Source organism: Megasphaera sp. UBA4382, assembly GCF_002391155.1.
In the GTDB taxonomy this organism is placed as follows: Bacteria; Bacillota; Negativicutes; order Veillonellales; family Megasphaeraceae; genus Megasphaera; species Megasphaera hexanoica.
The window spans coordinates 37,623-51,522 of the sequence record NZ_DGRS01000051.1; the positions used below are offsets into that span (position 1 = coordinate 37,623).

22 protein-coding genes are annotated in these 13,900 nt (G+C 45.5%); 5 read left to right on the forward strand and 17 right to left on the reverse strand.

Annotated features, from left to right (window positions below):
* Position 1: 1 nt before the first annotated feature.
* The 16 genes from B4H10_RS06110 to B4H10_RS06180 form a co-directional block, all read right to left on the reverse strand.
* Positions 2-259, reverse strand: a complete 258-nt coding sequence (locus B4H10_RS06110; RefSeq protein WP_292018419.1) for a hypothetical protein — start codon at positions 257-259, stop codon at positions 2-4.
* 4 nt (positions 260-263) lie between these two features.
* Positions 264-707 carry a dUTP diphosphatase gene (gene dut, locus B4H10_RS06115; protein WP_292018420.1) on the reverse strand — a complete coding sequence of 148 codons (444 nt, stop codon included), beginning with the start codon at positions 705-707 and terminating at the stop codon, positions 264-266.
* A gap of 268 nt (positions 708-975) precedes the next feature.
* On the reverse strand, positions 976-1,416 hold the full coding sequence (locus B4H10_RS06120) for a hypothetical protein (RefSeq protein WP_292018421.1): 441 nt from the start codon (positions 1,414-1,416) through the stop codon (positions 976-978).
* Positions 1,406-1,729: a VRR-NUC domain-containing protein gene (locus B4H10_RS06125; protein ID WP_292018422.1), complete on the reverse strand. Its 324-nt coding sequence runs from the start codon at positions 1,727-1,729 to the stop codon at positions 1,406-1,408. Before B4H10_RS06125 ends, B4H10_RS06120 begins: the two co-directional genes overlap by 11 nt.
* Positions 1,726-3,078 (reverse strand): DEAD/DEAH box helicase, encoded by a 1,353-nt coding sequence (locus B4H10_RS06130; RefSeq protein WP_292018423.1) that lies wholly within the window; start codon positions 3,076-3,078, stop codon positions 1,726-1,728. The genes B4H10_RS06125 and B4H10_RS06130 overlap by 4 nt, the downstream gene beginning before the upstream one ends.
* 279 nt (positions 3,079-3,357) lie before the next feature.
* The gene (locus B4H10_RS06135) at positions 3,358-5,940 is read right to left on the reverse strand and encodes a DUF927 domain-containing protein (RefSeq protein WP_292018424.1); all 2,583 of its coding nucleotides are present in this window, start codon (positions 5,938-5,940) and stop codon (positions 3,358-3,360) included.
* Positions 5,918-6,448: a hypothetical protein gene (locus tag B4H10_RS06140; RefSeq protein WP_292018425.1), complete on the reverse strand. Its 531-nt coding sequence runs from the start codon at positions 6,446-6,448 to the stop codon at positions 5,918-5,920. Before B4H10_RS06140 ends, B4H10_RS06135 begins: the two co-directional genes overlap by 23 nt.
* The gene (locus B4H10_RS06145) at positions 6,445-7,071 is read right to left on the reverse strand and encodes a hypothetical protein (protein ID WP_292018426.1); all 627 of its coding nucleotides are present in this window, start codon (positions 7,069-7,071) and stop codon (positions 6,445-6,447) included. The genes B4H10_RS06140 and B4H10_RS06145 overlap by 4 nt, the downstream gene beginning before the upstream one ends.
* Positions 7,072-7,473, reverse strand: a complete 402-nt coding sequence (locus B4H10_RS11550; RefSeq protein ID WP_414674002.1) for a zinc-finger-containing protein — start codon at positions 7,471-7,473, stop codon at positions 7,072-7,074.
* Positions 7,470-7,955 carry a siphovirus Gp157 family protein gene (locus tag B4H10_RS06150; protein ID WP_292018427.1) on the reverse strand — a complete coding sequence of 162 codons (486 nt, stop codon included), beginning with the start codon at positions 7,953-7,955 and terminating at the stop codon, positions 7,470-7,472. The genes B4H10_RS11550 and B4H10_RS06150 overlap by 4 nt, the downstream gene beginning before the upstream one ends.
* Positions 7,956-8,090: 135 nt before the next feature.
* A complete protein-coding gene (locus B4H10_RS06155; protein ID WP_292018428.1) occupies positions 8,091-8,429 on the reverse strand; it encodes a DUF4406 domain-containing protein in 339 nt (112 codons plus the stop codon).
* 69 nt (positions 8,430-8,498) lie between these two features.
* Positions 8,499-8,681: a hypothetical protein gene (locus B4H10_RS06160; RefSeq protein WP_292018429.1), complete on the reverse strand. Its 183-nt coding sequence runs from the start codon at positions 8,679-8,681 to the stop codon at positions 8,499-8,501.
* On the reverse strand, positions 8,678-8,911 hold the full coding sequence (locus tag B4H10_RS06165) for a helix-turn-helix domain-containing protein (protein WP_292018430.1): 234 nt from the start codon (positions 8,909-8,911) through the stop codon (positions 8,678-8,680). Before B4H10_RS06165 ends, B4H10_RS06160 begins: the two co-directional genes overlap by 4 nt.
* Before the next feature lie 12 nt (positions 8,912-8,923).
* Positions 8,924-9,139 carry a hypothetical protein gene (locus B4H10_RS06170; protein ID WP_292018431.1) on the reverse strand — a complete coding sequence of 72 codons (216 nt, stop codon included), beginning with the start codon at positions 9,137-9,139 and terminating at the stop codon, positions 8,924-8,926.
* Positions 9,140-9,151: 12 nt separating this feature from the next.
* Positions 9,152-9,511, reverse strand: coding sequence for a hypothetical protein (locus B4H10_RS06175; protein ID WP_113855883.1), 360 nt, complete (start codon positions 9,509-9,511; stop codon positions 9,152-9,154).
* Between the two features lie 567 nt (positions 9,512-10,078).
* The gene (locus B4H10_RS06180; protein WP_292018432.1) at positions 10,079-10,294 is read right to left on the reverse strand and encodes a DUF739 family protein; all 216 of its coding nucleotides are present in this window, start codon (positions 10,292-10,294) and stop codon (positions 10,079-10,081) included.
* Between the two features lie 176 nt (positions 10,295-10,470).
* On the opposite strand from B4H10_RS06180, the gene B4H10_RS06185 reads away from it, so the two are divergent.
* Genes B4H10_RS06185 through B4H10_RS06205 form a run of 5 tightly spaced genes read left to right on the forward strand, consistent with a single transcriptional unit; the run spans position 10,471 to position 12,866 of the window.
* Complete coding sequence (locus tag B4H10_RS06185; RefSeq protein WP_292018433.1) at positions 10,471-11,121, forward strand: LexA family protein; 651 nt, start codon at positions 10,471-10,473, stop codon at positions 11,119-11,121.
* A gap of 13 nt (positions 11,122-11,134) precedes the next feature.
* Positions 11,135-11,833 carry a hypothetical protein gene (locus tag B4H10_RS06190; protein WP_292018434.1) on the forward strand — a complete coding sequence of 233 codons (699 nt, stop codon included), beginning with the start codon at positions 11,135-11,137 and terminating at the stop codon, positions 11,831-11,833.
* A 25-nt stretch (positions 11,834-11,858) separates the two neighbouring features.
* The gene (locus B4H10_RS06195) at positions 11,859-12,218 is read left to right on the forward strand and encodes a hypothetical protein (protein WP_292018435.1); all 360 of its coding nucleotides are present in this window, start codon (positions 11,859-11,861) and stop codon (positions 12,216-12,218) included.
* A gap of 42 nt (positions 12,219-12,260) precedes the next feature.
* Positions 12,261-12,467, forward strand: coding sequence for a hypothetical protein (locus B4H10_RS06200; RefSeq protein ID WP_292018436.1), 207 nt, complete (start codon positions 12,261-12,263; stop codon positions 12,465-12,467).
* Positions 12,468-12,491: 24 nt separating this feature from the next.
* Positions 12,492-12,866 carry a zinc ribbon domain-containing protein gene (locus tag B4H10_RS06205; RefSeq protein WP_292018437.1) on the forward strand — a complete coding sequence of 125 codons (375 nt, stop codon included), beginning with the start codon at positions 12,492-12,494 and terminating at the stop codon, positions 12,864-12,866.
* A gap of 50 nt (positions 12,867-12,916) precedes the next feature.
* On the opposite strand, the gene B4H10_RS06210 is transcribed toward B4H10_RS06205, so the two are convergent.
* Positions 12,917-13,846 (reverse strand): hypothetical protein, encoded by a 930-nt coding sequence (locus B4H10_RS06210; protein WP_292018438.1) that lies wholly within the window; start codon positions 13,844-13,846, stop codon positions 12,917-12,919.
* Between the last annotated feature and the right edge of the window lie 54 nt (positions 13,847-13,900).

The following is a 13,900-nucleotide window of genomic DNA, read 5'->3' on the forward strand; positions in this document are numbered from 1 at the left end:
CCTATAGTTCTTCTATCTGCTTCAGTGTATCTGCAACATCGTTTTTGTCCAGCCAGCCAATCACGTCGTTTGTTATCGGCGTCCTATAATTAATTTTCCCGTCCTTCAGGACTGCCAGTTCATAGAATCCTTCCGGCCCTCCGTATGAAAGGTGGTTCCTGATGACGCTTGCCCCGTAGCCGTTCTCAAATTGGAAAATGTATCGTTCGTTCCCCCAGTCTGACCGGCTTACTTGCGGCAGGTATTTCCCGAATTTCATGCGATCATCTCCCTGTGCTGCCAAAACCTCCGCTTCCACGCTGTGTTTCTGTCAGCGTATCCACTTCCTTGAATTCGATTTCAACGTTCTTTTCTATGAGTCCCTGCATAAACCGTTCGCCTTTCTCGATGATTTCCGGCAAATCGCCGACATTGTCGAACAGCCCTTTGACTTCTCCCCTGTAACTTGCGTCTATAATGCCTACACAATTGGATTGTCTCAATTTCCGATGCGCTCCGTAGCTCGACCGCATGAACAGCTTCATGTGATAACCTTTTGGGATTTCAAACGCTACCCCGGTCCCAACTAACACTCCCGTTTCTCCCGGATAGACGACTACTTTTTCCGGTGCGTAAAAATCGAAACATGCGTTTCCCTCTGTGATGAGTGGTAACTTCACGTCTTCCTTTCCGTAATTGTCTAACCATTTCTTAATCCGTACCTGCATACTTGTCTCTACTCCTTTCTAATGCGCGAATTTTGCCGCTTTTGGACGTTTTGGGCTTGTGCCCATAGGTTTTCATGCCGCGTGGTTTGCAAGTCCTGTCATCGGCGCATACGGGCACCTCTTTGCCATCTGACAGAACGACGTAATGACAGAAACCTGCAATCGGCTTTCCGCAATAATAACAGTGCTTCATGGTTCCACCGCCTCAGAATGGGATTTCTTCCTGTACCTGCTGGCCCATCTGGTTAAATCCGCTTTCCGTTTCCACTTATCCATGATTCATCTCCCCGAGTTTTTTCAACACATCAACCAACGTTGAACTGTATAGTGCCAATCCTTTGCGCATTTCCTCGTATTCCCGGTGCGACTTGAATCCATGACCGCCGATAATCGGGCGGATGGCGTATCCATACTTTGCATCCGGGATCAATTCGCACCCAGATCCGCGCAGGAAGCACAACACATCAGCCAGGTTCTGGTTTTTCAGCGCCGCCAGAGTGAACAGTTGTTCCCATAAGGCCGAATCCCGAGGATGGAACTGTTTAAAATCGTCCGTATATTCCATGACAGGCCAGTTTTCCGGATTGTGGAAATGTTCCGCCCGTTCGACAAGCGTTTTTACGGCCCTCTGCGTTTCTTTGTCGTTATATAGCGGACCCTGCCGGTCCCAGTCGTTCAGTACGTCCCGGAATGCATCTCTAATATCCATGGCGTTCACCTCGCACGATTTCAAGCGCTTCCGTACTGTTGTGAGCAACTCCTGCCCGAATGCCTCGTGCCGTCATGGCATCCAGGAACCGTTTCTGCTCGTTCCTGATGCGGCCGTACGGCGCCTTGACCTCGATAAAAAATATATATCCTGCTGTATCGACTCCGAACAGATCTGGGAATCCTTTGGGAAGGCCTGTATCGAACCATCGGCCGTCTTTCATCCGGACCTTTCCGACGTTCGCCCGGAATATGAGATTACCCGCGGCGGACACATCCATTCGGATCTGATTCATAATATCCGTTTCAGTCATGCTCTCATCCCCATTCTGTACAACATGTACATATATTTCGATGGTATTGGTATCTGTAGTTCAACAGCTTTATGCAATGACCAGGCGAATTTATATTTTTTCGCCTTGCGGAACAGCTCCAGCTGGTCCCATGTCTGGCATTTATGGTAACTGTCGTATGGCTGGTGCGATATTTTCTGTAGCAGCATGTCTTTTACTTTCTGGTCCTGTTCCGTTTGTGTCTGTTTCAGTTCTGCTCCGCATTGCGAGCACCTCGTTGCCGTTGCACGAAGGACGGCGTAACAATTCGGACAGGTACGTACCCGGATTTCGTTTTTCGTTTTCCTTTTCTTCGTCTTTAGTGTCCATTCCCGTTTATCGTCCGGGAGTCCATGACGCAGGTAGTTCCCTACGTGGTCCAGGATAATAGCCGTTTTCCCCGGTTTGAATCGCATGGATCGCATGGACTGCTGTATATGTAGTGTCAGCGATTTCGTTGGCCGGAGCAGTACGACGGCCTCGCAGTCCGGCACATCAAATCCCTCGCCGAACAGGTCCACGTTGCAGACAACCTGTATGGTGCCATCACGGAATGCCTGCACCGCCTGTTCTCGTTCCCGTTTCGGTGTCGCGCCGTCCAGATGCACGGCCTGTATACCGATGGAACGGAAAGCGGCCGCTGTCTCCTTGCTTGCGGCAATGGATGCGCAGTAGACGATAGTTTGTTTGCCATCGGCATACCGCTTCCAGTTTTTTACGGTATCACCATAAATGACGTGCTGTTCCATCAGCTCTGCCAGTTCCTCTTTGACGTAATCACCGCGCCGGGTGTGCAGGCCCTTGGTATCTGCCAGCGTTACTCCGTAATATTCATAGGGCGACAAGTAATGATTCTGGATTAGCCATTCTGTGCTGACAGATTCAATCAGATCGTCGAACACGTCACCCAATCCGCCTTCATTCATCCGCTGCGGCGTCGCCGTAAATCCCAGGAGATAGGCGCCACAAAACGCGTCATAGATACGCCGGTACGTACGGGATAACGCATGATGCGCTTCGTCCTGCAGGATGACCGCCGGTTCCGGTATTTTTGCAATCCGGCGCGTTACCGTCTGGACCATGCCAATCTGGCAGAGTGCCATGTTGACACCCATAGAGCTAAACGTACGTTCTATCTGGTCGCACAGCTCCCGGCGATGTACCAGGAATAGGACCCGGTTGCCCTTATCCGTTGCGGATTTCGCAATGGCGGCTTGTATGACGGATTTACCGCCACCACATCCAAGTACGGCAACGATGTGCCGATGACCACATACCATCGACAGCTTTATTTTTCGCACTAATTCTTCCTGATACGGTCGTAATTTCATAATATCTTCCTTTTTATGTAAGACTCTTACCCAAAAACATACATTGCGGACCCCCCGCAAACCGCATGGTTAAGCGGTTTTTCAGAAAAAACTTACAAACTTACGTTTTTTACGCCGGGTGTCTACATATATATATAAATTAATTGGGATACGCGATTTTAATTGCGATACATAATATATATATTTTTATGTAAGATATGTAAGTTTGTAAGATATGTATTTATAAATGGCTCAACCATGCGGTTTTTCTAAACTTACCTAAAACTTACGTAACTTACCTTAAATCATTTTGATTTTAATATAATTTCCTTTGGCACCATATACGGTGGTTTGATGGACAAATCTTCCCTGACTGTTCAAAATCAGGAATCCCATGTCCTTCCATTTCTTTTTAACGGAATCGAAGTTGTATCCCATATTCTGCATTTCTCTGATTAGTACGGATTTATTGAACAACACGGTATCATCCGCCATGATGATGCCCCACACCTGTCCTGGATTTTCGTCCGGGCTTATGAACCGTGCCGCGTTTTCATTCACCAGATCAATAATCGAGCTGTACGCCCGCTGGGCCGTATCTACCGACTCCTTGGTCTTAAGATACGGAGCGACCTTTTCCGTGGCGATAGGGAACGTATTGGGCCAGAAAATACGGTTTGCCAGTTCGTCCGCTACCAGGAGTAGTGCCATAGACATAGCCAGTTTCTCCGTTGTATCGTACCGGCTTAGAAGGTTTCCAAACCGCGTGTTATATGCCTTCTTTATTTCGGCATCTTCCGGCAGAGATTCGATATATCTCTTCCCCGCCGTCCCGTAGTTGTGGCGAATAAAATCAACGACCCGGTTCCCATCGGTTACAAGTGGCGTCGTACATTCTATCTCGATCGTGCGGTTGTATACCCCGCCGCCGCTGCGTGGATTCGTTGCCGGTTCTTCCCCGGTGAACAGGAATGCGTTGCGCCATTCCATCCGTTTCTGGATTTCAGAGCCGCTGTTCATGCGTCCCCGGTTGATACCTTCTGTCAACTGCATGATGAGCTTGTCGTAATTCCCGTCCCGGGTCCGGATTGTCTGCAGTTCGTCCCCGAAAAACGGGATGTTGTGCAGAATATATGCTGATGTCATCAGAGCGTTCGGTGTGCTGTTGAGTGTCCGTGTTAGCGCACCCATAGACGGATTGCCCCAGATGCTAGCCGCCGCCATGAGAGCCACGGTCTTGCCGCTACCCGTTCCGCCCCAGAGGTGGAACACGAACGGCAGGCCGCCTATCTTCTCAATGAGCGGACTGGCAAATGACGCTGCCATGGTAAGCCGGAACGGAATATTTTCCCGCAGGTGGTCCATCCACGCACACCACATGTCAAGGTCGCCACGTTCTGTGACGTTTCCGACTAATGACCGGTACTGCGTATCGCAGTCTACGATGATTTCCCGGCTGTACGGCAGGAAGCTGCCATTTACCCATCCCAGATGTCCCGATGATAGAACAGGATTCAGCTTATCGGGATTCAGGGCAATGACGTTCATAAGATAGGATGACAGGAGTTTCGCGTTTTCCGTTCCTACCGGTACACCCTGGTCTGCCAGATTGATGATTTTACTGGCATTTGAGATGGTCGATGCCGGCATGGTGATGCGCTTCCACTTTCCATCAATATAGAACGCGATCCGGAATCGGAACGTCCCGTCCTCATAATTCTCATAAACAGCTGTGGGGGCGATGGGAACCGGCGACGCCGTTTTCCGTATCGGCCGGTTGTTTTCGTCCACATACAGCTGGAATACGCCATGTTCGTTGGCAATCCATTCGCCCGTTTTCAGTGTCATTCCGAACCCAGCCGGGAATTTCGTGACATTTTCTGATGTGATGCCCCGGGCGGTATTTTCCTGTAGGAACGTTTTCCATACCCGGGAAAAAATCCGGGATATCTGAAGATCATGCGCCCGGTTCGCGGCCAGAGCCAGTATGCATTCCCGCTGGGACTGGTCTTTGATGTCATATATCCGTTTCAGGACGTCTGGCTTGACGAGATCGTTCTTACTGAGCGTGGAAAAATAATCCTCGTCCAGCGTAACAGGCCGGTAGTTCCGTACAACGTCCGCATCGCCACCATGGTCGAAATAATCAGCTATATCGCCCTTTCTGGGGCATTCCGGCCATATGGCGGTCATCGGTATGACCTGCACGGTAACGGGCCACGCATGGGCATAATCGGCGCCTTTTTCGTCGTTGTCCGGGATGAGATACACTGTACGGAATTTCTTCAGCATGGCCATATCCGTATCGGACAATTTAACCTGTTTCTGCGCTCCCGTATTAGCCGTCGTCGCAAGAAATCCATGCGCTGTCATTGCGTCGGCGCATTTTTCGCCTTCTACGATATACAGCGGCTCGGCTTCCCCAGCCCGGTTCATTTTGTCCAGATTGTACAGATTGTCGCATCCATCCGGTTTTCGCTTTATGATGCGGCCTGTTTCGTCCCGATAGGCAAATACGAATACTTTGCTTCCGTCGGAAAACTTCCGGCGGAGCTTAAAATATTCCGTTTCGCCATCCGGGTTTTTATATTCATAGGATTTTTCGTCTGTCACCGTCCGTTCCACCGGCCCGTCATGCCGCGCTCCCAGAGACTCGAATGCCGGAAGCAGGTCCGGGAGTTTGGCATTGCATTTCTGGCAGTATGCCAGCAGTTTACTGCCATCGTCTTTTAGATACAAATGATGACCGCGGCTGTCGCCTGCCTCGCATAACGGACAGGCGGCAACGGCGGTATTGCTATCTTTTTGTTTGACGTTGTTTAGGACCGGTAAAATGTCAGATAGTTCCAGCCTAGAACGGTCAGAATGGAAGGTCTGCATCATTGATGACTTCCGGCTGCTGGGTATCCGGTCTATCCAGTTTCTTCATGGCAGGTATTTTAAAGTCCCCGTCATGGATTTTCTGGGGAGTCGTCAGCTGTTTTACAGCCGTACGCACCCCGATACTTCCATCTTGTTTTTCGTATTCTTCCTGCCCCAATACAACACCAAGCGAAAGCCCGATAAGCTTCTGTTCGTCTCCATCAAATCCGGCCTTCGTGAACTTGCCGGGATTGGACCGTTCCAGGTCTCCCAGAAAAGCAGCGAAGAAATTCAACGCCTTTTCCTTGTAAGAACGGTACATGCGCTGGTATCCCCAGCTCTGACCAGTGCTTTCTTCATATTTTTTCCCGTAATCCTTGAATTCGCCTTCTGCGATGTCCAGATACACAAGAAGATATTCCTTGTCCGGTACGTCTTCGACGTCTACAATCCGGCATACATATCCCCCCGCTCCTGGGCGGGCAAATTCCTGTGCTTCATCGATGTCTTTCCAATTGATTTGTTTCATTTCTGTTTTTCTCCTTTCGTGAATCCGTAATACTGCCGGATGGTAGTATCAACCATCTTGAGGTCGTTTTCGATTTTCGGCTTGAACATATCCATCGGCGATTTCGCTGTAGTCGTACCGTCGGACTGAGTGAGGAAATAATGCTCCTTGCCGTCTGTTTCCGCTAGCAAAACGATGGAAAACAGGCCCTCCAGCGTCAGCTGGTTGTCCAGCATCTTTCCGGATGTTTTAGCCTTGATATGGCCATCGTCGGCACGTTCGATATGATGTAGAAAATATACGATCGTATCATCTGACGTCTCGTTAATGACCGTCGATACCAGGTTATAAAAATTCAGGGCGCAGTCTGTGAATTTCTGATAACCGATTTCTTTCGCCCGGGCGAACAGCCCGAACGCCATCAGATACTGACTGTCGTCAACGACGTATATTTTTAGGCTGTTTTTCTTAAGCGTCGCCTCGATAATCTGATATGACGGATGATTAATTAATGGCAGCCGTTTCCGGAATGGCAGTGGCTTGCTGGCAACGTTGAAAACGCCCAGTTCGTTCTCGCTGAAATTCCGCAGGCTGGCCGTTTTCCCGCTTCCCGACTGGCCAAGGATTAGTACCGGTATACCCATTCAGAACCCTTCTTTCTTCATCATTAATAAGTGTTTGTATGCAATACGCATTGTTGGTACATCCATATACCCAAAATGGCATTCTTTAACAGGGATGTTCATACGACGGGCCAACTCTTCGTATGCCCTAACTCGTTTCTTTTGAGCATGTCGTTTACCATGCCAGAAACTGTCAAACAGTTCGTGGCAGTACATCCGCGCCCGGCGCATTTTCTTGTCAGCCAGAATGCCTAATGCCTTGTTGGAATGAAAATGTGTTCCGACGTATGCATGACACCGCTGACATAAATATACTTTTCCGGGGTGTTCCCTTGCGTAATCGGCTGAATAAACCCTGCTGTAATCTACCAGCCTTACAGGGCCGCCACATATATTACACACACGGGGATATAGATTAATCATTTAATCTGTATATTATTCCGTTCCACCAGTTCCGCCCCGGCAATGGATTCACCGTTTTTCAGGGCGTTCCGGATGCCAGATTTATCGATTTTATCCGGCTGGGGGATTCGGAACTCAGCAGGGATACATTTTTCATCATCAATCTGTACAGCCTGGGACTTACGCCACGTGATAGCAAACTGCAGGTCTTTTACTTTTTCGCCATTCAGGATGGTCTGCAGATAGCTTTTCAGCTGTTCCGCCTTGTTTTCGGCTGTCTTCCGGCGGATGGCAAACGCGGTTTCCTCGTCTTTCAGCGCCCTTGCGTCAGCAACGAGATTTTTATACCACAGAGCGATATTCTTGATTTTCTGCGATCGTTCCATCGTAAGCTCGTCCAATTGTTTCAGGTCAATTACTTCCCCAGTCAATGTATCTACGGCTGATTTTTCATCGATACGGATACAGTTCCGTATCTGTTCGTCGATTTCATACAGCGTCATTCTTTTTTACCTCCTTTTCAAGTTCGTATGATACTGCGTCGATTCTAGATACGATATATAGTATGGCTTCTGCATCAGTATATTTATTCAATAATTCAGTCAACGATAGAATTTCTTCTATCAGAATTTCCTTCTTCATTTACGTTTCCTCCAGTCGTAATAAATGGCAAGTAGCTCTGGCCAGTTTTCTGCAACGGGGATGCCATTTCGGGCGGCATATTCGTATTCTGCCCGGCAACCGACCGATGCCGTCCAGTTTCCTGTCATCAGTACGGCGTCGCACCGGGATTCGAGTTCAATCAGTAGTCCCAGATCCCGGGCGTATTCTGTCGGATCGTAGTCCCGGCAGGTTATCGTTAGCGCCGGTATGAATAATACATCCGGCAGGTTTTCGGCGTCGTTCTGGCAGATGCGCCGGACGTCTTCCTTTGCGGATTCTTTTCCACCGAATGGATGGGATACATATACAATCATTGTCTAGCCTCCTGTTTCGTGCTATACTATAAGTGGTTGATTCGTCCGCTTCCAGCGGGCGGATTTTTTTTACAACAATCCGGCAAATATGGCCATAATGGCGATAACCGCCGCAAAGCCAACACCTTCATTGGCGTCATCGCCTTCCGGTTCGGCCCGTACGCGGGCCTGTTTCTGGTTCACCCATTCCGGTATATCCGGAATGGGCTTTTTGTTTATCCATTCTGCAATGGTGATCTCCTGCCGCTTCATGCTTTCGCCTCCCTTTCTTTCAGGACTTTTATAACGTCTCGTCCTTCGTATTCCTTGAAAAATTTTTTTATTGCTTCTGTGCTGAACTTCCGACGCCTACCGAACAAGAGCGCCGGGAGGATATCGGCTTTGGCCATCCGGACGACCAGTGCTGGGGCGATGCCCAGACATTTAGCCGCCTCGTTGACCGATAACAGCCGGTCTTCTAGTTTCTGCGTTTTTTCCGCCATGATATCGTCTCCTTACATAATCCAGTCTCCGCCCTGTCTCAGGATGTCATAGAGCATGGCCGGGACGTTATCCAGTGCGATATTGATGTTTTTCGTTGCGCCGCCTTCCAGGTCGGTCAGCTCGACGGTATCATTGTCGATGAGCCTTAACTGGAAATGCTTGCCGCCTGCCGCCAGCGCGCTTTCAAAATGCGCCAGTGCCATGATTTTCTGTGCGTTTGTGGTCATGATATCGCCTCCCTATAACTGCGCCAGAATCTGACGAATTTCGAGTACCAGGGCGGTAAATGCTGAATCGGATAATTCCCTTGTTTTCAGCCGCTCCATGCATAAATCAAGCAGTTGTTCATAGTATTCCTGCTTCAGCTTGAACCGCTCCGACTGTTTGATGGCGTCCTCTTCTGTCGTATCCTCGAAAAGAAACTTTTTGTTGCAGATGACTTTGTGCGGTGTGACGGTAATCAGCCCCTTTTTCTTGAGCCGGGATTTTGTCGTATTCTGCATCTGCTCCGACCATCCCAGCGCCGCGGCCGCGTCTTTGTTACCGATATCCGGCGATTTGAGATACAGCTGATAGAGCTGCTTTTCTACATTTCCCATAAAATAGCCTCCGTATGATACAATTAGTTTGAGGTGATAGCGTATGAAAATGTCTGATTACGGACCATTTGTCCCGCTTAATAAAGAGCAGTCTAAAATCCTTACTTCCATTTTGCAATGTTATCGGGATGACCAGGTTTATTTTGCTTCCCGTTTCGTTGAACTATATCGGGATTACGATCCCGGAAAATTGGAAACGATTATTCGCGATTTAGTTTCCTATGGATACCTGACTGATTGCCAGACAATCTATCCGACTAATCTCGCCCGGCATCGCCGGTATTGGCATTGGCTATATTGGAAATATAGGCTTGTCGTCCCGCTATTCGTTAGTATTTTGGGAACAATCGTAACTAATCTGTTACTGTACGCTATAGACTGGCAAACTGTACTATCAAGAATATCCATATTGAAATAATGGATAATATCGCCCATAGATAAATCGACAGGAACATCTGGGCTATATCCCTGCCATACGTTTCCTCCTGCTTATCGAGGAACCGTATGATGCGGATTTCTAAATCGTGCATAGTGGTTTCTCCATACGAGTAAATTATGTTTTGATTTCTAAACTTTTAGGGTAAAAAAATATAAAGAAATGTCGTTCCACGGGATATTTAATACGTCCACACTTTTTTTTATTTCGTCTTGAGTGAATTCTGTTTCAGATTGCATTTTATTGTACAACGCGGTTCTGCTTACGCCTATTTTTGAAGCAAATTCATCCCTTGTAATTCCCATTTCGGCCAATCGGCCGATTAATTTAGAATAGTTGTATTTCATTGTTTGTTCACCTCCTTGTTTTGTTTTCTAAACATATAGTACTCCAGCGAACGTTAAATGTCAATATACAAAAATCAGTTTTCTAAACATTTTTTTCTTTTTTTTATAATAATTGTTGTGTTTTCTGAACATATAATGTATAATAATTACAAGAGATATAAAAGAGGTGGTACATAATGGATACCAATGATTTTAGTTATAGACTCAAAGAAGCAATGAATCTAAGAGGTATGAAACAAATAGAACTTGCAGAAAAGACTGGTATTTCTCGTGGAGCATTAAGTTCATATATTTCTGGCAGGTGGAAGGCTAAACAAAATAATATATATAAGTTAGCGTATGCTCTTAACGTATCACCTGCTTGGTTATTGGGTTATGATGTTCCAATGGAACAAAAACAAAACGATATTCCTCTTCCAGATGGTGCGTTCCGCCCGGCATTGAAACGTGTCCCTATGCTCGGATATGCTGCGGCTGGCGAACCGCTCGAAAACCTGGATGGCCAGGATACGTACTATGTCGAAACGGATAGTAAATACCGTGTAGATTTCTGTATCACGGTCCGTGGTGACAGTATGATTAATGCAGGAATAAACGATGGTGATATTGTGTTTGTGCGCCGACAGCCGGAGGTGGAAAATGGTCAGGTCGCATGTGTAGAAATCGAGCGCAGTAAAGTCTGTATCAAACGGTTTTACAAAACAGATAATGGTGTTACACTCGTTTCTGAAAATCCTAAATACGCCCCGTTGCAGTTCAACGAAACAAATTGTGACGATTTCCGTATTTTAGGATTAGCCGTAATTAAACAATCTGAAATACATTAAAAGGATGAGAAAAATGAAAAAGCAATTATTGACAATTTCGTGTTTAATGCTTATGTCATCTACTATTTTCGCGGCGAATCCGGTAGATGAATTGCGCGCAGAATTGACGGGAACATCTGCAACGCAGGTTCAATATACTGTAAGTGGAAATTTTTTAGATGTCAATCCGGAAACGTATTCATCTTTTTGGCAAATAGGGGCATATCATAAAGATACAGGTAATATAGAAGCTCCCGAAAATTATTGCCATCGCCTTATAAAGGGTCATGACAGAAATTATGTTGGGCTTATGACGTCATCAATGATGGTAAAGTATATCGCCTATTCTGCAAATTCCAGATTGTTGTCTGTTCCATTTGATTTTAGCCAATCTGTAATAAACAGCAACGATATGGCTTATATAGTTACCTGGGTTCCGATGGGATCATCATTGCTGGGTGGCGATATAGCAGTACAAGTCCCAACGCAACGTCTGGTTATTGTTAAAAATAATGAAACAATAAGACCGGCATTGATGCAACAATCGTTGAGATTACTGATGCCAAATAGTTATGCTCCAATGTTTTATGCATTTCATAAAAATATTATTTTAAATGCTCCTTATACAATTAAATTCGTTGATGGGTTCGGAAATATTAAATCATATGAAATAACCAAAGATGCCATTGAAAAAGCAATAACAGCAGAAAATAATTTTTATCAAATACATTGATGCTTTCAAAGGACGCTGATTTTCAATGAAACTAAAGAAAATACTCATATTATTATGTATCATCTTTGCGGTCTGCATGCCGGTGTCGGCGGACCAGTGGTACTGGGTCGGTAGCAATGAATATGTATCTATGTATGTAGACAATAACCACGTAAACAAAATGGACGACTTCGCCCAGGTCTATGTACGAGTCGTCTACGCGGATGGGCATTCTTTTATCGGGCAGGCGCTTGTTTCTAGTTCCGCCGCTACCATCCAATTTCCGGAAGTCGCTATCTATGACAGTAACGGCCAGTATCGAGGAATGCGTACGGTTCCTGACCTGATGTATATACAGGCCGTTCCTGGAACGCTATGGAATACTTTATTTAATCTTATCTTTTAATAATAAAAAATCCCTAATACATTAGAAGGAGGAAGATTTTAAATGATTAGAAAAATAGTCTTTATTGACGAACTAAACGAAAAAAATTTTACTGACGAAATCATAACTAATTTAAATTCAATGCAAAACGATGAGTATAAAGTTGAAATACAATATAAGCCAATATCAGGAATACGTGCGGACAGCGATGAATCAGAATCATTTATTCATTACACGGCGTTGATTTTAGGAAAAACCGACGATAAATAAATATTGCGAATCGAGGTGTATAGTATGACAATTGATATGATTCTTATATTATTAGGTCTTGCGCTGATTCCCGCGTTCATCGCAAGCAATAAAGGGCGTAGTTTCGTATTGTGGTATATATACGGTGTGTGTCTGCTCATTATAGCTATTCCCCACTCCCTGATTATTGGTAAGACGAACGAACAGAAAGAAAAAGAATTGAAAAACGCTGGCTATATCGAATGCCCATATTGCAAGGAACCGGTGAAGGCCGGGGCTGTTGTCTGCCCTCATTGCCGCCGGGAACTTCCAAAATCGGAACCACAAAACACAGACAACATGATAAAATGTCCTACTTGTGGCATGATGGTCGAAAAAGGAACGGAGCAATGCCCGCGCTGTCATAACTTAATCCACTAAATTATTAATAAAAAAATCCGCCGTAATTTATACGGCGGAAAGCATAACGACTAAATATCTAATTTTATTTGTTCGGGTCGTTCTTTTACTTCTAAAATTTTTGTAACTGTATATTCAGTAGACAGCGTTTTCCCTTTCTGTATTTGTTGGATGTGATATCTAATACGAAGCATGTCCCCGTTTTTAAAAGCAATGTTCCCTTTATCAACATCATCTAAAAATTTTTCATCTTTAATAGTTGCCCAAAACGTATTATTCCCATCTGTTAGTTTCCACTTATTTCCTTTTTCAAAAGTAACAGACGTTATTTTTACAGTCATTTCTTGTTCTGGAAACGTTTCTATATATTCTGCTGAGTTTGCCGGCGGGGCTTTGAAATAAGGTACATCTGTTTTATCTATAGACTCGATTGCCTGTTTATTTGTTGATTGCTTGGGATCTCGTAATTCAAACGTATCAATTCCTTCGGTCTGTAAAGGCGCTAAAACACGATCAATAGATTGCCGGCAATTAATATTGAGATATACATTAAATGTATTTTGACTAGTAACAATGGTCTTCCCGTCACTTAACGTTACAGTTACTTTATTTCCTTGTTCTTCAACTGCTTTAATTTTACGTCCCTGTATTTTTTTTATAAAAGTAAATATTCCAGCAACAATCCCCTCACCAATGGCTCCCCATCCAAGTACCGTCATAATACTGCTAAGGCCATTTTGATCTGCTGTCGAAACAAACAACTGTACCTGCTGTATAAGGGAATATTGTAAAATGGTTGTGATATCAAAAGAACCTTTTTGTATGCTATCCTGATTCAATAGGACTTGTATTTTTTGTTCTCCTCCAAGAACTTTATTTACGTTGTCAACTAAATCGGCGAATGCCAATAAGGAGGGGGCAAGTTCTCGAACATCTATAGTTCCCTGCTCTAATGCTGGACCATCATAAGCAATCCTTGCCTTAGCTATATTTTTACTCATTGCCAATCCCTCCTCTCTTAATTTTATTATATCATCTTTTGTCAAGAAATAACT